The sequence below is a fragment of the Shewanella fodinae genome, from assembly GCF_014651955.1.
GTDB classification, from domain to species: Bacteria; Pseudomonadota; Gammaproteobacteria; order Enterobacterales; family Shewanellaceae; genus Shewanella; species Shewanella fodinae.
Map to the genome: position 1 here is coordinate 56,312 of NZ_BMXW01000001.1, position 20,453 is coordinate 76,764.

General features: G+C 47.9%; 13 protein-coding genes and 1 pseudogene. 8 read left to right on the forward strand and 6 right to left on the reverse strand.

The annotated features are described in order from the left end of the window. Positions 1 to 96: 96 nt before the first annotated feature. Entirely contained in the window at positions 97 to 2,466 is a 2,370-nt protein-coding gene (gene ppsA, locus IE064_RS00270; RefSeq protein WP_189615372.1) for a phosphoenolpyruvate synthase, read from the reverse strand. Positions 2,467 to 2,589: 123 nt separating this feature from the next. On the opposite strand from ppsA, the gene ppsR reads away from it, so the two are divergent. From ppsR to IE064_RS00295, 5 genes are all read left to right on the forward strand, one after another. Then, positions 2,590 to 3,402, forward strand: coding sequence for a posphoenolpyruvate synthetase regulatory kinase/phosphorylase PpsR (gene ppsR / locus IE064_RS00275; protein WP_189615374.1), 813 nt, complete (start codon positions 2,590 to 2,592; stop codon positions 3,400 to 3,402). Positions 3,403 to 3,571: 169 nt separating this feature from the next. Next, positions 3,572 to 4,636, forward strand: coding sequence for a 3-deoxy-7-phosphoheptulonate synthase (locus IE064_RS00280; protein WP_189615376.1), 1,065 nt, complete (start codon positions 3,572 to 3,574; stop codon positions 4,634 to 4,636). Between the two features lie 274 nt (positions 4,637 to 4,910). After that, entirely contained in the window at positions 4,911 to 5,315 is a 405-nt protein-coding gene (locus tag IE064_RS00285) for an acyl-CoA thioesterase (RefSeq protein WP_133038800.1), read from the forward strand. Positions 5,316 to 5,479: 164 nt separating this feature from the next. Then, complete coding sequence (locus IE064_RS00290) at positions 5,480 to 6,145, forward strand: response regulator transcription factor (protein ID WP_133038757.1); 666 nt, start codon at positions 5,480 to 5,482, stop codon at positions 6,143 to 6,145. Between the two features lie 47 nt (positions 6,146 to 6,192). Next, entirely contained in the window at positions 6,193 to 6,540 is a 348-nt protein-coding gene (locus tag IE064_RS00295) for a hypothetical protein (RefSeq protein ID WP_133038799.1), read from the forward strand. Positions 6,541 to 6,611: 71 nt separating this feature from the next. Here the strand turns inward: IE064_RS00295 and fghA are convergent, their stop codons facing one another. Both fghA and IE064_RS00305 read right to left on the reverse strand, forming a co-directional pair. Then, complete coding sequence (gene fghA, locus IE064_RS00300; protein WP_283166062.1) at positions 6,612 to 7,448, reverse strand: S-formylglutathione hydrolase; 837 nt, start codon at positions 7,446 to 7,448, stop codon at positions 6,612 to 6,614. Between the two features lie 11 nt (positions 7,449 to 7,459). Further along, a complete protein-coding gene (locus tag IE064_RS00305) occupies positions 7,460 to 8,584 on the reverse strand; it encodes an S-(hydroxymethyl)glutathione dehydrogenase/class III alcohol dehydrogenase (protein ID WP_189615378.1) in 1,125 nt (374 codons plus the stop codon). A 122-nt stretch (positions 8,585 to 8,706) separates the two neighbouring features. Here IE064_RS00305 and IE064_RS00310 point away from each other — a divergent pair, with 122 nt between their 5' ends. Further along, the gene (locus IE064_RS00310; RefSeq protein WP_189615380.1) at positions 8,707 to 9,600 is read left to right on the forward strand and encodes a LysR family transcriptional regulator; all 894 of its coding nucleotides are present in this window, start codon (positions 8,707 to 8,709) and stop codon (positions 9,598 to 9,600) included. 109 nt (positions 9,601 to 9,709) lie between these two features. Further along, a pseudogene (locus IE064_RS00315) lies at positions 9,710 to 11,617 on the forward strand (methyl-accepting chemotaxis protein); the annotation flags it as partial. A gap of 114 nt (positions 11,618 to 11,731) precedes the next feature. Here the strand turns inward: IE064_RS00315 and IE064_RS00320 are convergent. After that, on the reverse strand, positions 11,732 to 13,624 hold the full coding sequence (locus tag IE064_RS00320) for a sensor histidine kinase (protein WP_189615384.1): 1,893 nt from the start codon (positions 13,622 to 13,624) through the stop codon (positions 11,732 to 11,734). After that, positions 13,621 to 15,891 carry an EAL domain-containing protein gene (locus IE064_RS00325; protein ID WP_189615386.1) on the reverse strand — a complete coding sequence of 757 codons (2,271 nt, stop codon included), beginning with the start codon at positions 15,889 to 15,891 and terminating at the stop codon, positions 13,621 to 13,623. Before IE064_RS00325 ends, IE064_RS00320 begins: the two co-directional genes overlap by 4 nt. 274 nt (positions 15,892 to 16,165) lie before the next feature. Here IE064_RS00325 and IE064_RS00330 point away from each other — a divergent pair, with 274 nt between their 5' ends. Next, positions 16,166 to 16,918, forward strand: coding sequence for a phosphatase PAP2 family protein (locus tag IE064_RS00330; protein ID WP_189615388.1), 753 nt, complete (start codon positions 16,166 to 16,168; stop codon positions 16,916 to 16,918). Here the strand turns inward: IE064_RS00330 and IE064_RS00335 are convergent. After that, positions 16,905 to 20,333 carry a hybrid sensor histidine kinase/response regulator gene (locus tag IE064_RS00335; RefSeq protein WP_133038749.1) on the reverse strand — a complete coding sequence of 1,143 codons (3,429 nt, stop codon included), beginning with the start codon at positions 20,331 to 20,333 and terminating at the stop codon, positions 16,905 to 16,907. The two genes, IE064_RS00330 and IE064_RS00335, sit on opposite strands and share 14 nt — an antisense overlap. Positions 20,334 to 20,453: the final 120 nt, after the last annotated feature.

Below are 20,453 nucleotides of genomic sequence, written 5' to 3' on the forward strand. Positions count from 1 at the left end.
CTTCACTCACTTCATTGTGTGTTTTTGGGTCATTATAAACAAAAAGAAGCCGCTAAAAAGCGGCTTCTTCCGAGGTGTTAGAGAATTGTGAAGCGCTTAACCCTGTGCTTCCGCCAGATACAACCAAGTATCAATGACGGTATCAGGGTTCAAGGATACAGAATCAATTCCCTGCTCTACCAACCAGGCGGCAAAATCAGCATGGTCTGAAGGGCCCTGACCACAGATACCAACATAAGCCCCTTTCTTTTTAGCCGCTTTGATGGCCATTGCCAATAGCGCTTTGACGGCTTCATTACGCTCATCAAACAGGTGGCTGATGATACCGGAATCGCGATCCAGCCCCAGCGTCAACTGAGTCAAGTCGTTAGACCCAATGGAGAAACCATCAAAAATCTCTAGGAATTGATCCGCCAGAATAGCGTTAGACGGCACTTCGCACATCATAATGACGCGCAAGCCATCTTTGCCACGTTCCAAGCCCTGCTCTTTCAGCAATTCCACCACTTTACGGCCTTCTTCCAAGGTACGCACAAAGGGGATCATCACTTCAACGTTCTTCAGCCCCATGTCGTTGCGCACGCGCTTGATTGCATCACATTCCAACGCGAAACAATCACGGAAGGATTCAGACACATAACGGCTGGCGCCACGGAAACCCAGCATTGGGTTTTCTTCGTCAGGTTCATAACGATCGCCACCGATCAGATTGGCGTATTCGTTAGACTTGAAGTCAGACATACGCACAATCACTTTCTTCGGATGGAACGCGGCAGCGATAGAAGCGATACCCTCGGTCAGACGCGCTACATAGTATTCAACCGGAGAAGCATAACCGGCAATCATCTCTTCGATTTCGGCTTTCAACGCATCGTCCTGTTGGTCAAATTCCAGCAGCGCTTTCGGGTGAATACCAATCATGCGGTTGATGATGAATTCCAAACGCGCCAGACCGACACCCGCGTTTGGCAGGCGGGCAAAGTCAAAGGCACGATCAGGATTACCCACGTTCATCATGATCTTCATCGGCAGTTCTGGCATGGCATCCACGCGGCTGGAGATCATGTCGAACTCCAATTTACCTTTGTAGATATAGCCAGTATCACCTTCAGCACAGGAGACAGTGACTTCTTCACCGTTCTTGATACGGTCAGTCACATCACCACAACCAACCACGGCAGGAACCCCCAGTTCACGGGCAATAATTGCCGCATGACAGGTACGTCCACCGCGATTGGTCACAATAGCGCTGGCACGCTTCATGATAGGTTCCCAATCAGGGTCAGTCATGTCAGTCACTAGGACATCACCGGGTTGGATCTTGTCCATTTCATCCAGAGAATGCAGCACCTTGGCGACACCAGCACCCACTTTGTGACCGATAGCGCGACCTTCACAGATCACTTCACCGCGGGACTTCAGATGATAGCGTTCGATGGTCTGCACGTCTTCGCGTGAGCGTACAGTTTCAGGACGAGCCTGTACAATATACAGTTTGCCATCATTGCCATCTTTAGCCCACTCGATATCCATCGGACGGCCGTAATGTTTTTCAATGATCAGCGCCTGTTTCGCTAGCGACATGACTTCTTCATCGGTGATGGAAAACTGACGACGTTTTTGTTGGACTACGTCTTCAATTTTCACCTGTTTGCCATGTGATTTATCGTCAGAATAAACCATCTGGATCAGCTTGCTGCCAATGTTGCGGCGCACGACAGCCTGATGACCCGCTACGAGGGTGGGTTTATGCACATAAAATTCATCAGGGTTCACAGCGCCCTGCACGACCATTTCGCCCAGTCCGTATGCGGATGTCACAAACACTACGTCATCGTTACCAGATTCAGTATCGATGGTGAACATCACCCCGGAAGCGGCTTTATCTGAACGAACCATCCGCTGTACACCGGCAGACAGCGCCACACCTCGATGGTCATACCCTTGGTGGACACGGTAAGAAATAGCGCGATCGTTAAACAGAGAAGCAAAAACGTGTTTAATTGCCACCAAAACTGCATCAAAACCTTTGACGTTCAGGAAGGTTTCCTGCTGTCCGGCAAAGGAGGCATCTGGCATGTCTTCTGCTGTTGCTGAAGAGCGTACGGCAAAAGAGGCATCGGTCGTTTCTGCAGACAATTTCTCATAGGCGGTACGAATTGCCTGTTCCAGCTCTGGCTGGAATGGCGTTTCTACGACCCATTGTCTTATCTGTGCACCAACTTTTGCCAATGCATTGACATCATCAACGTCCAATGTGTCCAGAATGTCATATATCTTTTGGTTGACTCCGCTTTGCTCGAGAAATTGATTAAAAGCATAGGAAGTGGTCGCAAAGCCGCCGGGTACCTGAACGCCGGCGTTGGCCAGGTTGCTGATCATTTCACCAAGGGAAGCGTTTTTACCGCCAACCTTGCTGACATCCTCCATGCCTAATTCCTGATACCAGAGTACATATTGCTGCACAGTTCTATCTCCGCAAGTTTATTTAAGTGGCCCTTCAAACTGGGGCGCAAGCATTTTACACTTCACAGAAAAGAGCGTAAATGTATAATTTTGTTTGTAATTTAATTACTACATGAGGTTGGTATGGCACCAAAAGTGTTTTATATTTCCGATGGTACAGCGATCACTGCTGAGGTGTTTGGGCACGCGGTGCTTTCTCAATTTCCCCTTAAATTTGATTCAGTTACAATTCCATTCGTGGAAACCATCGCCAAAGCTGAGTCTGTAAAGAAGCTTATAAATGATAGTTTTATTACAACAGGACAGCGGCCTTTGGTGTTTCATTCCATCGTTAAATCCGAGATCCGCGACATCATCTATTCCAGCGAAGGGCTGGATTATGATTTCCTGAACACCTTTGTGGCCCCCCTCGAACAACAATTGGGGGTGCAAGCCATGCCCAGCATGCATCGCACTCACAGTATGCTCAATGCCAGCTATGATGCCCGCATCGAAGCCATTAATTTCGCGATGGAAAACGACGATGGTCAGACGCTGAAGCACATGGATGAAGCCGATATCATTCTGGTGGGCGTTTCCCGCTGTGGCAAAACTCCCTCAAGTTTGTACCTGTCCATGCAGTTCGGAGTGAAGGCTGCTAATTATCCTTTCATTCAAGAGGATATGGATAACCTGAAGCTGCCGGAAGTATTGAAACGCAATAAACATAAATTGTTCGGACTGACAATTGATGCCGCACGCCTACATGAGATTCGTGAAAGCCGCCTGGAAAACAGTCGTTACGCCTCATTACGCCAATGCCGTATGGAAGTAAAAGAGGTAGAAATGTTGTTCAAGAAAGAAAAAATTCCATACATCGACACGACGCACCAATCGGTGGAGGAAATTGCCACCAAAATCCTAGATACCATTGGGCTAGAGCGTCATATGTTTTGAGGTGACTGGGCGCTTTAGTGTTAACTGCACTAAATCGCCTTACCTTAACTGTTATTTAGTTACAACTATGGCTTTATCTGTCATTATCGCTTTGCTGGCTCGCCTGATTAGTTATAATCCCGAGCATGCCAGCTGATTAGCTATGTCTTTTAGTCCTCCGGTAGTATGAATGACCATTAAAACAGACGAATTACGTTCCTCACTATTATGTAAAGTGATCTCACCTGCCCAACTCGCATCTGAGTATCCCCTAACCCAGGAAGCTGCCGACTATTTAGTGCAGCAACGCGATCAAGTGGCCGCCATTATTGAGGGTGAAGATCCGCGTTTGCTGGTAATTATTGGTCCTTGTTCCATCCATGATCCACAAGCTGCCATGGATTATGCCAAGCGTCTGGCCAAACTCCACCATGAATTGAAAGATGAACTGTGCATTCTGATGCGGGTCTATTTTGAAAAACCCCGCACCATTGTCGGCTGGAAAGGACTGATTTCCGATCCAGATCTTGATGGCAGCTTTAGCCCTAATAAAGGTCTGCGTTTAGCGCGGCAACTGTTACAGCAGATCACCGAACTGAAATTACCTATTGCCACTGAATTTCTGGATATGGTGAATGGTCAGTACATTGCCGATTTAATTACTTGGGGCGCTATTGGTGCTCGTACCACAGAAAGTCAGATCCATCGAGAAATGGCCTCAGCGTTATCCTGCCCTGTCGGCTTTAAAAATGGCACTGATGGTAATGTGAAAATTGCGGTGGATGCAGTACGCGCAGCACGTGTTCAACACATTTTTTACTCCCCCGATAAAGACGGCTTTATGTCGGTTTACCGGACGCACGGTAATCCCTATGGTCATCTGATCCTGCGTGGTGGTAAAACACCCAACTACAGCGCTGAGCATATCGCTGAAGCAAAATCACAACTTGAAGCCGTAGGCATCCGCAGTGGCATTGTCATCGATTTTAGTCACGGCAACAGTCAGAAACAGCATCGTAAACAGCTCGAAGTAGCTGACGACATTATCAAGCAGTTATGTTCTGGCTCTAGCGCGATTGCCGGGGTGATGGCAGAAAGCTTTATTGAAGAAGGAAGCCAGCAGGTCATCCCAGGACAGGCACTGGTTTATGGAAAAAGTATTACCGATGCTTGTCTGAACTGGGACGATTCTGAACAGCTACTTCTAGCATTGGCAGAAGCAGCCCGCTCACGCCGTTTACGTCTAGCCAAATAAAACAACATTGCAGTGTATGAAAAGACGCCCGGCAGTCGCTGGGTGTTTTTTATACACGGCAAGATAATACCGATTAAACGATAAAATCCCTGTAATTTACTTTCATCGTGTACTTAAAATTCCCCTAACCCACCATTATTAGACTTTAGTATAATGTCGCGACTAAATTAACAGGATCAACCTTATGTCCGACATCGAACTAAACAATCAACAAACGCTACTGTTTTCCAGTGCCATCACATCAGAGCAAAGACAGCGGATAATAAAGACACGCATGGCAATGGCTGAGTCCAGAGTTATTAAAGCGGTATTTCCCAGTGTCACCAACCACCACAATACCCTGTTTGGTGGCGAGGCATTAGCGTGGATGGATGAAACCGCATTTATTGCCGCCACCCGTTTTTGCCGCAAGCCGATAGTCACCGTGAGTTCGGATCGCATCGACTTTAAAAAGCCAATTCCGGCGGGGACCATGGCGGAATTAATTGCCTCAGTGATCCATGTGGGCAATACCTCATTAAAAGTTGAGGTCAACATCTACATAGAAGCAATGGATAGAGATCAGCGCGAACACGCAATTCGCGGAGTTTTCACTATGGTTGCCATCGACAGCGACCGTAAACCAACTGCTGTACTCACAGAAGATCTGTTCGATCTCTGCCCCGCCTGTCAACTTTGACAATTGTGTTGCCATAAAGAGCTTTCATTGGCTGACAAACTCAACTAAAGTCTAAGTTGTTGTTGCCAAGGATGCTTACTGCTTGATTAAAGCAATAGGATTTAATTTAGGAATTCTGTTACAGTGTGCGCACTTACATGTGCGTACATCGAAGAACAACTGCCATGAAGCCAGAAAATCTCAACATCATTATTGCCGATGATCACCCGCTGTTCCGTAATGCTTTGCGTCAAGCGCTGACACCGGGATTCAGTGAAACTCAGTGGTTTGAAGCCGACAGTGCGGATGCATTGCAACAGCTATTGGATGCCGAACAGCAAAATTACGATTTGGTATTACTAGACTTACAAATGCCCGGTTCTCATGGCTATTCCACGTTAATTCATTTGCGTTCTCATTATCCTGAATTGCCAGTGATCATTATCTCTGCCCATGAAGATGCGGCCACCATCAGCCGAGCATTACATTATGGCAGTGCCGGATTTATTCCTAAGTCCGCATCGATGGAAACCTTCACCCAAGCCATTACGGATGTGATGATGGGCGATATCTGGCTACCTGCAGGTATCGAATTAATGGAAATCAACGATGACAATGACTCGGAAAAAATGGCCGGGAAATTGTCAGAGCTGACGCCACAGCAATATCGTGTGTTACAGATGTTTGCTGAAGGTCTGTTAAATAAGCAGATTGCATATGATTTGGGTGTGTCAGAAGCGACTATTAAGGCTCATGCCACCGCAATTTTCCGTAAGTTAGGCGTTCGTAACCGGACGCAGGCCGTTATTGCCCTGCAGCAACTGGACATGGAAAAAGTCGATTTATCTTAAACTAACATAATAATTGGAGAGCTAGCGTTTTGATTACTCATGCCGAAATGGTTAGCTCGCTATCTGAACTTGAATGCCGCACTAATTTCTGTCAAGGCAAGATTACCGAATACATGTTGTCTGGCAGCAAAGAAGCTTTTTATATGCAGACGGAACAAAAGTCGCCGCAATTGGTGATACGTCCTGCTTATGAGTTGTTTCAGAACGAGTTATCACAACTTGAAGGCACTCATGCCAAGCCAGGTTATTTTCACAGTGCCCAGATGGTGCGTTTCCCCAAGCGCATATACAAAAGCCTTACACCGGTGCACTACGGTTTGGCATTTGGCTTTGACAATCAACAGGCATTGAAAGCGTTTATCCTGTTACTGCAGAAAATCTGTCAGAACAAGTAACACCAATGCCGCTCACTCAAAAGTATTGAGTGAGCAACATTGGTATTGTTTTGTAGACGTTTGAATAATGGTTATTGAAAGTGCTGCTGATGAAACCGCAGATGAGTCTCGATGAAACTGGCAATAAAATAGTAGCTGTGATCGTAACCAGCATGAAGCTGATAATCGAGGTCAAACTGCATCTGCTTAGCGGCCGCAATCAATGTCTCAGGCAACAACTGCTCTGCTAAAAACGGATCGCTTTCGCCCTGATCCACTTTCATGGGTAAAGGCGCTGCGCCACTTTTAATAAGCTCCACGGCATCATATTGTTTCCACTGTTCCCGGTCATCACCAAGATACGCGGTAAACGCTTTTTGCCCCCAAGGACATGCTAGCGGATGGCAAATAGGTGAAAATGCACTGGCACTGACATAACGCCCAGGATTTTTTAACGCAATCGTCAGTGCGCCATGCCCCCCCATTGAATGGCCCGCTATCGCCCGTTGTTCATTCACCGGGAAATGCTGTGCTATTAACGCTGGCAACTCAGATACCACATAATCATACATCCGGTAATGGCTGCTCCAAGGTGCCTGGGTGGCATTGAGATAAAAACCAGCACCTAAACCTAAATCGTAAGCACCATCTTCGGCATCCGCAACAGCATCTCCACGTGGGCTGGTATCGGGACAGACAAGCGCCATTCCCAGTTCCGCAGCTATTCGCAGGGCCCCCGCTTTCTGCATGAAATTCTCATCGGTGCAGGTTAGTCCTGACAGCCAGTACAATACCGGCACCGACTGCGAATTGGCCAATGGTGGCAAATAGATGGCAAAGCGCATATCACAATTAAGGACTGTCGAGCGATGCCGATATTGCTTATGCCAACCACCAAATACCTTATTACTACTGATATTTTCCAGCATAGTGCCCTCGCTTAGTAGTGGATCACACTGCGAATACTTTTGCCTTCATGCATCAACTCAAACGCATCGTTAATCTGCTCCAGTGGCATGGTATGCGTAATAAAATCGTCGAGCTTAAATTCTCCTGCTAGATAGCGTTCCACAATCCCTGGCAACTCTGAACGACCTTTTACACCACCAAATGCTGAACCTTTCCAGACACGACCAGTGACCAACTGGAATGGGCGTGTTGAAATTTCCTGGCCAGCACCGGCAACGCCAATAATCACCGATTGTCCCCATCCTTTATGACAACATTCTAAAGCAGAGCGCATCACATTCACGTTGCCAATACATTCGAAAGAGTAATCCACACCGCCGTCAGTCAGTTCTACAATCACTTGCTGAATGGGCTTGTCATAATGCTTCGGATTGATGCAGTCGGTTGCTCCCAATTTTTTTGCTAGTTCAAATTTACCTTCATTGATATCGATGCCGATAATTCGACCGGCTTTTGCCATGGTCGCGCCAATGATAGCGGATAAGCCAATGCCCCCCAGACCAAAAATTGCCACCGTTGCCCCCGCTTCGACTTTAGCGGTATTCATCACAGCCCCCATACCAGTGGTGACGCCACAACCAAGCAGACAAATCTCTTCCAAGGGTGCGCTCTTATTGACTTTTGCCAAGGAAATTTCCGGTAGTACGGTGTATTCAGAAAAAGTCGAACATCCCATGTAGTGATATATGGGCTGGCCATCTTTATAGAAACGCGTGGTGCCATCGGGCATCAACCCCTTGCCTTGAGTTTCACGCACCGCCTGACACAGGTTAGTTTTACCCGATTTACAGAACTTACACTCGCCGCACTCTGCCGTATAAAGTGGGATAACGTGATCGCCCACCGCCACACTGGTCACGCCCTCGCCGACCATTTCCACAATCCCACCACCTTCATGTCCCAGAATCGCCGGAAAAACGCCCTCAGGATCATCGCCACTCAACGTAAAAGCATCGGTATGGCAAACGCCGGTTGCGACTATCCGCACCAGAACTTCTCCTTTTCTGGGCAACATGACATCCACTTCTTCAATCGTTAATGGCTTACCAGGCTCCCAGGCTACGGCAGCTTTGGATTTAATAAATTTGTCGCTCATGAAGTTCTCCTTGATTGCGCAAAAATCGTTGCGCGGCATAACAGTACAGTTTTAGATTTTATTTATTTCAGATATAGAGATAATCTAAGCTACTAACAAATTACTTTTACATATAGGTAATAATGAATCACTGGGAAGGTATCTGCGAATTCATCGCGGTCGCGGAAAGTCAGAGTTTTACCAAGGCATCTCACCGTCTGAACATCTCCACCGCACAGGTGAGCCGCCAGATCACCGCACTAGAGCAACGACTGAACACCAAACTGTTTTACCGCACCACACGTAAAGTCACCCTTAGCGACGAAGGATTACTTTATTACCGCCACTGCCGAGCATTGCAAGACGGCATAGAAGAAGCGGAACGCACGCTTGGCAGCTTAAAACTGGAACCGCAAGGTCTCTTGAGGATCACGGCGCCGGTAACCTATGGAGAACAGTTCATTTTACCATTGTTGAATGATTTTCTATTAACATATAGTAAATTACAGCTTGAACTGGAGCTGACCAATAAAACGTTAGATCTGATTGAAGGTGGCTTTGATCTGGCTATCCGCCTTGGGAAACTGACAGATTCCAGTCTCATGGCCAGAAAACTTGCCACTCGTAGTAATTACGTCTGCGCCAGCCCCTTATACCTGCAACATTACGGTATTCCTCACAGTTTATCGGAACTCCAGCACCATCAATGTCTTGTCGGAAATCATCCATACTGGCGCTTCAACGAACAAGGTCAGGAACGTACTTGGCGAGTTAACGGACGATTACAGTGCAATTCTGGTATGGGGTTACGTGATGCCGCCAGAAAAGGGCTCGGTTTAGTACAACTACCTGACTATTATGTGCAGCAGGACCTACAACAGGGCACGCTTGTGGCCGTGTTGGAACATTACCGCGCGGCGGCTGAAGGGGTTTGGGGGTTGTATCCGCAAAACCGTCATCTTTCACCCAAAGTCAGTTTGCTGCTTGAGTGGCTGCAACAGGGCTTAAACGCACCAACTATACGCATGTCATTTTAGCCTAACTCCACTTTTGCACTACACTAACTATAGTCATATGGTCGGTTCTGAAGCCATATCTATCAAACAGTTAGAGGCATGCGTCGGTCATGCTATCAGGGGGTCTTTTATGTGGTTTAACCGCTTCTCCGTTGATAAAAAACATGCAGCTAACGATGCACCGCTTTCAGTTACGCAAACTCTCAATGCCAGCAATATCACTGCTGACCAGTGCCATATTTTTGAGTTGCAGGGCGGCACCGCCTTAGTGCTGGCTTATGTGTCCCCCCACTGTGATTTTGCGGCAGTCAATCGCCAGCTCAAACAGGCCATGCCGTTTGCCGAACACATTATTGCGCTGATGACCGCCGGTGAATTAGGTGGTAATCAACAGTTGTATCATGCCACTCCCAGCAGATGGGACGGTATTGTCATCCACGCTTTTTCCAAACGCTTACTCAGTGCCACTTCGGTCCATTGCATTAACCTCTTCAGTGCCGACATTAAAAGCGGTACAGCAAAACAGCAGCCGGAAGACCGCATCAAGCGCATTATGGACGAGATCCAGCGTATTTCCGTACCATTTGATATCGGCAGTAAAAGCACTCTGGCGTTGACTTATTTTGACGGGCTTTCGGCGAGCGAAGATTTTTTTACCCAGGCGTTGTACAAGAGCAGACGTTTTCCTTGTTACTTCGTTGGGGGGAGCGCAGGCGGCAAACTGGATTTTTCCCAGGCCGATATTGCACTTGATGGTGAGATCAAAACCAACAGCGCCGTGATCTGTTTTTGCAAAATCGCCGAAGGCTACCGCTTTGGCATCTTAAAGAGCCACAATTTTGTCAAGACTGGCAATGGCTTTGACATTGTTAACTTCGATCCGCTGACACGTACATTAAAAACCGTGCTGGATGAACAGATGCAGTTACAAACGCCGGTGGCTGTGCTGACCCGCTACTTTAATTGCAGTGAACAACAACTGGAGCAAAAGCTGCAACAGCACTCTTTTGGTATCGAAATCGATGGCAATATTTATGTGCGCTCCGTAGCCGCCATCAATGCTGACGGCAGTATTCGCTTCTTCTGTAATTTAAATTTTGGTGAACACCTGTTACTGGTTAAAGCCAAAAACTTTGCCCAGTCCACTGCCGACGATTTCCAGCGTTTTATGCGCAATAAACCTGGAAAACCCGTGGCCATGATTGCCAATGATTGCATCTTAAGGCGGCTTAACAACGCTGATCAGCTTGATCGAGTCAACGCCTTTGAGGACATCTGCCTCTCTGGATTTTCAACCTTCGGAGAGTTTTTAGGGTTACACCAGAATCAAACGGTCACAGCAGTTGCTTTCTTTAACGTGCCAGCGGGCACTCGGTTCCAGGATGAATATGCCGAAAATTACCCGTTCTACTTAGCCGCATTTTCTAGTCATTATCTGCGTGCAATGACAATCAGCACCAATAAAATTAACACATTACAGGCTGACACCATTCAGCACATGGCGAAGATCCACCCCTTAATCCAGTCATCTGCGCAACAGTTACAACACATTGCCGCAGAAGCTAGTGATTCATCACAACGGCAGGTAACCATTGCTGAACAGTTTGAACTGTTCATGACCCAAATTGCCCGCCAACAAACACAGCGCCACTATCTGACTGATGGGATGACACAATTAAGATCAAGTGCCGACAGGATTGTCAGTATCATTCAGTCCATCAGTGGAATTGCCGAGCAGACGAACCTGCTGGCGTTAAATGCTGCCATTGAAGCGGCCCGCGCAGGCGAAGCGGGCAGAGGTTTTGCCGTCGTCGCGGATGAGGTCCGGGCATTATCACAACGCACGCAGAACAGCGTGAAAGAGACTGGCCAAACGGTAGAGGAAGTTTCCACGGCGATTAACGGCATTGCGGTAGCGATTGACAGCATTAACAAAGTGCTCGGTGATATTGAAGCTGAGTCACAGACGCTCAGCCACGACTTGAAAAATTTGTCCGAAAGTTCCAGAGACGCGGCCGCAATGGCACAACAGGATATTGCCCGAGCAGAAGAAACCCATCAGCAGATCCAGTTCATTGAGCAGGAAATCCAACTTATTGAGACCTTGTCCGAATACGCCAAGGAACACCATTATGATCTGTAATCATCGCGTTCACAGTGAAGCTTCCGGCTCGCTGATGGGCAACTTCACCACAAAAGCAGCGCCATCCTGACGGGGCAACGAATAGACTTGCCCCATCAGACACTGAGTGACCCACTGATGCACCAGATGTAACCCCAGACCAGTATGCTGCTTCGCACGGCTGCTGGTGACAAACGGGTCAAAAATAGTGTCCATCAATTCGGGGGCGATGCCTTTGCCATTGTCAGACACCACCAGCTCAATATGCTCCGCATCGGGCCTGCGGCTGCTCACAACAACACGGCCATCCGCGGTATGCTCATCAAACCCATGTTCCACCGCGTTCAGCACTAGATTTTGCAGCACTTGCGACAATATACCCGGTTGTGTCCAGATTCTTAACTGAGGCTCTACCTGATTAAGTAAACGAATGCCGCGTTTCTTAATGAGCGGCGTTAATCCATTAATCAAATCTGTCACAATTTCTGCTGGGCAACATTCCAAAACCTCATCGCCTGTGCGTGCCAGCGTCAAGCGCCGGAAACTTTTAATAATGACATTGGCCTGTTCAAGATTTTTCTCTGCCAACTGTAATCCCGCCTGAGTATGTTGCAGAAATTGCACCAAGGCCGATTTGGTCAGTCCTCGTTCAAGGGCAGATTGTAGCTGCTGTAATTGCTCTTCGACGCCGGTAACCGCCAACAAGGCACCGCCGATGGGAGTATTCATTTCGTGCGAGACCCCGGCCACCATCATCCCTAACGATGACAACCGCTTAGACTCAGCTAAATCGTCTTTTAGCATCTGCTGCTGCTTTAGGGTGCTATCCAGTAAGCGATTTACCCGCTTAAGTTCCGCCATTTCCTGCTGCAATCGCGCCGCTATGGCATGCACGGAAGCGCGAGATTGATAATCACGTAATACAAACCCTGTTCCTAGAAATACAATCACTATCGCTACGGCAGTGGCCGGGATCATGGCGTCACGGCGCATCATCGACACTATGCTATCTGGTGTAACTGCCAGCATGATAAATTCCCTGTCAGGCACCATATAGCCCGATTTACTTATCTGAATCTGTTGAAAACTAATCAGTTGCCCCTGATATTTCTGACCAATCAGGTTGTGCTGTTGACTGATTGAAGACCACAGCGCTGGCGCCTGTTTTATCAGATTCATTTGGGGTTTCTGCAAATCCCGTCCCCAACACATTGCCGGGTCAGGGTGAACTATCCAGAACCCCTCTTTGTCAATCAGTTGCAACTGCGCGCTTTCCTTGCTGAGCTTGTTCATTTGCTGCAGCGCTGGACCCAAGTTGTAATTAATAATCAGCAAACCCTTGCGCAACCCATCCTGGTCACCGGTACGAAGGGAGATACGGATGGTAGGTTCATAGGGCACCACGATACGATGATGTTCAATATTGAGATCTAACGGTGAAATATAGAGTTGCGGCGGGGTTACTTGGATACCATCAATGAAATAATAGCGATCACCTTTGAACTGCAGTGTTTCCGAAGGAACGATAAACGGCCTACCGGCCTGCACGTTGACCCTGACTTTTTCAGTACCGCTTTCGTCAAGCCAGCGCAGTTGCAGGATGTTGTTAATCACTTTGCCATAACGCACAAATACATCAGCAACCATGGCACTATTAAGGGTTTTATCCTGACGCAGACCTTCAATAAATTGCGCGTTGGACTCAATCAACCGCATAACATCTTCAAGCTCAGCCAGTTCTTGATACAACAGCAGGCTGGCATGATTCAGAAGCTCGCTGTGTTCAGAAACCAACGCCCGGTTTTTTCCTAAAGCTTGCAGATTGTAGGCAATAACACCAGAGAGAAACGCTAGGATCAGCACCATCACGAAGAAAAATACGCTCTTTAAACGCAACTTCATCAGGGTGGCAGCACTGTTCATATCTCTCGCTCGTCCGTTCCTTTTGTCCTATTTTTAAGATATGCCAATAAATCTTTTAATTCCATTGGCTTAGCAAACCAGAAGCCTTGGCCGAATTCACACCCTAATGCCGATAATTTCTGGACTTGCGCTGGTTTTTCAATCCCTTCCGCGATCACTGAATAATTAAAACGTTGGCCAAGTTTAATCACCATGTCAACAATTGCTTCACCCGATTTGTCCCGTTCCATGGCATCAACGAATGTCTTATCAATTTTCAGTTCGGTGGCTGATAGCTCGGTAATATGTTGCAACGACGAGTAACCAGTACCAAAATCGTCAATGCTCACGCCGATTCCTTTATTGATAAGATTCTGTAACAAGGGTCTGACATGTTGGTAGTCCTGCATTGTTTGGGATTCAGTAATTTCGATCTCCAACCACTGCGAAATCTGCGGGTTTTCTTGACAGATCTGATCCAATGACGCCATAAAAAACAGGTCATCCAGGTCACTGCTGGTTACATTAAAGGAAACCGGTAACGGAAACCCGGCATCAAGCAACTGTTTAATGGCGGCGACGGTCAGTTGCATCACATATAAGTCCAGCTTGTTTATCAGCCCAGACATCTCCGCTACTGGTACAAACTTACTAGGAGGAACGTAACTGCCATCAGGCTCACGCCAACGAGCTAACGCCTCAACGCCAACGATACTGCCATCATCCAGTCTCACTTTAGGTTGGAACATCAGTAACACATGACCTTGATCAATAGCGTTATTTAATCCCTGCATCAATTGGTGACGTTCGAGAATACTACTGCGAAACTGCGGATTGTAACGAATGAGCGCCAAATGCTCCCGCTGCGATTGTAATAAGGTGGAGTCCATCATATGTAGCAGTTCGCGGCCACTGATAGTCGTCAGTTCACACAAGTTCATCAGCGCTACACTGACCTCGACATGTAGTTGCACATTGTCGGTCATCACCTTAAAGTGATTCAGTGCGGCTAGTACCTGCGATGTGGGCAGGTCCTCGACGTTCAACAACACGATAAAACAGCTGTCGGTGATTCTGGCAATCACTCGCTGGGCTTTAAATCGCTGTTGTAACTTTTGATAAAACTGCCGTAAAAATCCACTCAGAAATTCACTATCGACGCTGAGTACCAATTCCGCAAAATCCTTAATATTTAGCGCGACCAAGGCACTTTGACAGCGTTCGCTTACAGGTAGATTATCCAGAAATCGCGCCAGCCAAGCACGATTGGGAATATTCAGTTGAGGATCAAAATAAGCCAGTTCAGACAAGCGGTTACACAACACAATATTGTTAAAGCCGTTGTTAATGTTCTCGCTGAACACCTGTAAAAGATTGATATGATACTGTGTCAATGGTTTCTCAGACTCAACCACCATGACATATCGATGCTCGCCCTCGCGTGAGGTCTCGAAGTAAAGAGCACTGAAACGGCCAGAAAAATGGTGAGTTTTATTAGCAACAGCTTGGGAAATCAGAGGTATCAACACCGCTTGCAGGTGCTCCGGGAGCTGTTTCAACAATGGCGTAGCATCTGTTTGGGCTAAGGTAAAAATTCCGGCACTACTGACGATGCGATATTCAGCGGCACTTTCTTCATCACCACTGCGAACACAGATAATACCACCTCTGGAAACACCTATGAGTTGCCCTATTTCGCTTAACATGGTTTGGCAGAATTCATCAATATTGGTAATCCGCGACAATTGTCTGGACGCATCCACCAGCACACTTAACCCACGTCGGGCCTTGTCCAACTCGTTGTAAGCATTCCAAGTGCGAATATTGGACGCGACAACCGTGCGCAATCTCTCTGATGACAGATCAGCTTTGTTCCAGTACTCGTCAATATCATAGCGTTTCATCACATCTTTAAACGGTGCCATTCCCGGCTGACCAGTCAGTAATACGATACGCAATGCGCTGTTTCCCAATACCTGCCGAATAGTATCAACAAGACGCAGACCAGCATCATCGTCTTCCATAACGACATCGAGTAATACCACGCTCAGGTCATCGTGGTTTGCCAGTAATTCTGCGGCAGCCGCTGCCGTGGGAGCCGTAAGCATTTCTATCGGACGACTTTTGACGGCATAGCCATGCAGGGCATGAGCCAGACTGGCCTGATAATTGGCGTCATCTTCAACGCTCAATACCTTCCATGACTGAGACTCCATCGCTAAGTCAAGAGGAGGCTCGTCGGGTGCAAACAGGAACAGCTCTTCTTCCATGATTATTTTCCAGATCATCCAGCGGGTTTACACCTTTTGCTCAATGGCAATGCAAACCCTGAGTTACATCAGAGGGTTTGCATTAAACATAGTCAAAATATGGCGTTCAGCCAGTGAAAATGTGCATGCAATGACGCGTCGGGGCCAGAAACGACTAACCGCGTATGGTTTATGCACAGTTACAACAACACATCAGCCCGATATTGTTCTTTTTACAAGCTAGACTTAAGCGATTGTTAAGTTATCGCAACAATAATTGTCAGCGTCAGATGAACGTCCATGTCGGGAAAATATGTCACAACACCTCTTGTCCTTTAATAGTTGGTTACACCGACACCTGCTATTGCCGTTAGTTACTGGCCTGCTATTGTTGATAGTGCTACATCTGACACAAGTCGATCTGATGCTGGCACAGTGGTTATTTCATCAGGAAGGTGATGCGCCAGGTTGGTCACTACGCCATAATTATTTCTTGGAACATATTCTACACAATGGTGGACGGCACATAGTGACACTGCTGTCACTGACATTGCTGGTGACATTAGCCCTCAGTTTTTTCAAGCCATCACTAAAGCCCTGGCGTAAAGATCTGCTGTTGTTGCTGGCAAATGTGGCAATATCCATCTTGCTAGTACGTTTTGGCAAAGAGTACACCAATGTAAGCTGCCCTTGGGACGTTATACAATTTGGCGGCAGCAAGCCTTGGATCCCCTTTCCCAACAGTCTGTTTTCTTCAATGGATCTTGGCCAATGTTTTCCTGGTGGCCACAGCAGTGGCGCATTTGCCTGGGTAGCACTGTATTACTTTGCACTGCCGCATATGCCCGCCAGGCGCTTTAAGTTTCTTAGTTTTGCCATCATTTTAGGTTCCGCGTTTGCGGTGTGTCAGGAACTGCGCGGTGCCCACTTCCTGACACACGATCTTACCAGTCTGTTACTCTGTTGGGTGGTAGCCACATTAGGTTATGGCATTGTTTATCGCCCTTGGTGTCAACGCCAGAGCGCGACGATTGATTTGCCAAACGCGGCGTCTATGCGCGTTTAACCAGCCCGGAAATCAACGCCCGCAACGCCGCCGGTTTAATCATCTTTGACATATAGTGATATCCACGGCGTTCCACATCCTCAATCAACGCCTTATTGGTATTGGCAGTGATCAGGATCCCCGGTAATTTATCACCATAAAGCGCGCGGATTTCATCCATTGCATCAACACCATTACGATCATTATCCAGATGATAATCTGCCAGCACGATATCCGGCGCCACACCTTTTAGGCCCAGTTTGATACGAGCATCGTTAATATCGCTGGCACATACCACCTCACATTGCCAACGAGTTAACAAACTCTCCAATCCCGCCAGAATGCTCTCTTCATTGTCGATACACAGCACCTTTACTCCGGTTAAGGTTCTAAAGGTACTGGAGATACTGCGGGGTTTGGGCACTGCGCGACTGTTTCCTAACGGCACGATGATGGAAAATACCGAGCCTTTACCTTGAATAGACGATACTTTGATTTCGTGCTCTAACACCTTGCTCATACGATCAGCGATCGCTAACCCCAGTCCCAGACCATTAACACTTTTACTCTGCGGATTATTCAGCCGTTTAAATTCGTGAAATATTTCCCGCAGTTGACTGCTCTCAATGCCACAGCCGGTATCCAGCACCTGAATTTCTAAATGATGTGGCCGATGACGGCACCCCAGCAGCACTTTTCCTCCTTTGGCATAGCGAAAAGCATTGGTCAGAAAGTTCTGAATAATACGTCGTAATAGTGCCGGATCGGAATTCACCGTCATGTTGCAGGCAACCGCCGCAAAGCGGATCTGACTGTCTTTAGACATCGCTTCAAACTCAACCGCTAATCCGTTAAGAATTTCTGAAATAGCGAAATCCCTGCGATTCACATCGACTTTGCCGGAATCCAGCCTTGAGATATCCAAAAGGTCAGTCAGCAACTCGCCAGCAATCTTCAATGAGCTGTTAATATGCTCTAGCGTCAAGCTCACATCCTGCTCCAGTTGTGGATGCTGGCTCAAGGAGGCGGTAAACAGCCTAGCAGCATTTAACGGCTGCATCAGGTCATGCCCCACGGCCGCCAAAAAGCGACTCTTGGAGGCGTTTGCCATCTCTTCATGGGCTTTGGCTTCTAACAACTGGCTATTGAGCAACGCCAGTTCATAGGTGCGCTCTCTGACTCGCGCTTCCAGATTTTCATTGGCTTCCTGCAGTGCCCGCTGTTGCTGGCGATATTGGGTGATATCGGTAAAGGTCATCACAAAACCGCCGTCTGGCATCGGGTTACCCTGGATCTTAATCACCTTGCCGTCTTTGCGTTGTCGCTCCGAAGAGTGAGCGGTTCCGTTGCGCATATGCTGCATACGCCGATTGACATGGTCATCAATATTACCGGGACCACAATACCCACGGGCAGCATTAAAGCGGATCACTTTTGCAATCGACATTCCTGGCTGCAAAAAGTCCGGCGGATAACGGTACAGTTCTTCATAGCGGTGATTCCAGGCAACGAGGTTGAGGTCTTTATCCACTACACTCATACCTTCGTTGGCGTGCTCGATGGCGGCTCGCAACATGTCTTGACTCAGCAGCACCTGTGAAGAGGCGTCATCCACCAGACTGAATACTTCGTCAAGGGCCAGATCTCGCCCCTCCAGCACAGAATCCATCACCACCGCGGCACTGGACGCACCGAGCACACCGGCAAGTAGATGTTCCGTATGATTAATCAAAGCCGTAGATGCCGATTTATTCCAGCTGTCGGAACGCACGGCGTCGGGCGAGAAGCGCGAGAAACTTTCATACGCCCGCGTTGGGCTGACAAAACGGCTAGCGAGGATCAGCAAATCTTGCTGGCTGATCTGCACCGCCCGCCGATTACCGCTACTGCGCATCAAACCAGGAGTGACAAACATACTGGCCTGGATTCGTTCCACCACCCCGGCGCGAAACCACATGGAGCCCAGAATATAACCCGCCAAGTTGGCCGCAAGCGCTGTCAGAATATCCACCACATCCGGCGATACATCGGTAAACGCATGCATGCCGGTGGTAAACAGATCGCCAGTAATGGCCGCGTCACGGAATAACAATACCGCCCAAACCGCAAATCCTATTGCTAACCCCAGCATCACCCCGGCGCGATTACCGCGTTTCCAGTAAAGTCCGCCCACCAGCGCAGGCGCTAATTGGGCAAAGGCTCCAAAAGCCAGCATCCCCATATGTGACAAGGATTCATTATCTGAAAAGCTGAGATAGGCGGTATAACCAAAGGCCACAATCATTACGATTGCGATACGCCGGACATACAATAGTTGCGTGGAAAACTGACTAAAATTACTTCGCTTAATCTGGCCGGTACGCAATAGTACTGGCACCAGCCATTCGTTGGAAATCATCACACTTATCGTTACGACCGCCACAATCACCATGCCGGTGGCGGCAGACATGGTTCCCAACATGGCGATAACCGCTAACCAGTCGCTTCCCATAGATAAAGGCAGATTAATCACATAAGTATCGGGAGCAACAGAATCTCCGAGCAGTAATTTTCCGGCCAAAGCCATTGGTCCGACAAACAGGCCAAACAGCAACAGATAAAGTGGAAATAACCAACGGGCACGGCGCAGGCTTTTATCACCATGCGCTTCGACAACCATGACATGAAACTGCCGTGGCATGCACAAAAATGCCGCCATACCGACCAGCAACTCCGGCACGATGTACTCAAGACGCATGTTGGGTTCGTGGATCACACCTGCAAGGTTGGCCTGATGCCATAAAGGACCAAATCCCCCAAAAATCCCAAAGACCACCACGACACCAATAATCAGAAATGCCGAGAGCTTTACCAAGGACTCGAATGCAATCGCCAGCATCATGCCGGGGTTATGCTCAGTTGCATCCAACTTGCGGGTACCAAATAAAATGGCAAACAATGCTAGCCACGCACTAATTAATAATGCCAGCCAACTGCCATCAAAAGCCGCCTGTTTGGGTTGGAATAAATTAAGCCCGTACACCATAGCCTTAAGCTGCAGCGCGATATAAGGCATGATGCCAAACAGTGCGATTAACGTGACCAGCACCGCCAGCGGTTGCGACTTACCATAGCGTGCGGCAATAAAGTCAGCGACAGAGGTGATATTCTGCTCTTTGGAAACCATCACCATTTTGCGCAGCAGCCCAAATCCCAGCACAAACACCAAGACGGGACCGAGAAAGATGGGTAAAAATGACCAGAAATCTTTAGCCGACTGCCCGACTGTTCCCAGAAAACTCCAAGAAGAGCAATATACCGCTAGGCTCAGGGCATAGATCCAGTTTTGTAGCTTCTTGGTGAGATTACCAAACCAACGTTCAGCCCCCCATGCCAGCACGCACAGCAAACACACATAACAGATGGCGATCACCGCCACTAACACTGTCAGATTCATCGTGACTCTCTTGCAGTCGGACAACAGACCTCAATGTCTGCAACCAGCATAAGCCTACCCCAGTCACTCCAAAACACCAAGATTGCAACAACTGCTTGTTTATTTTTGTATTTAACCGGC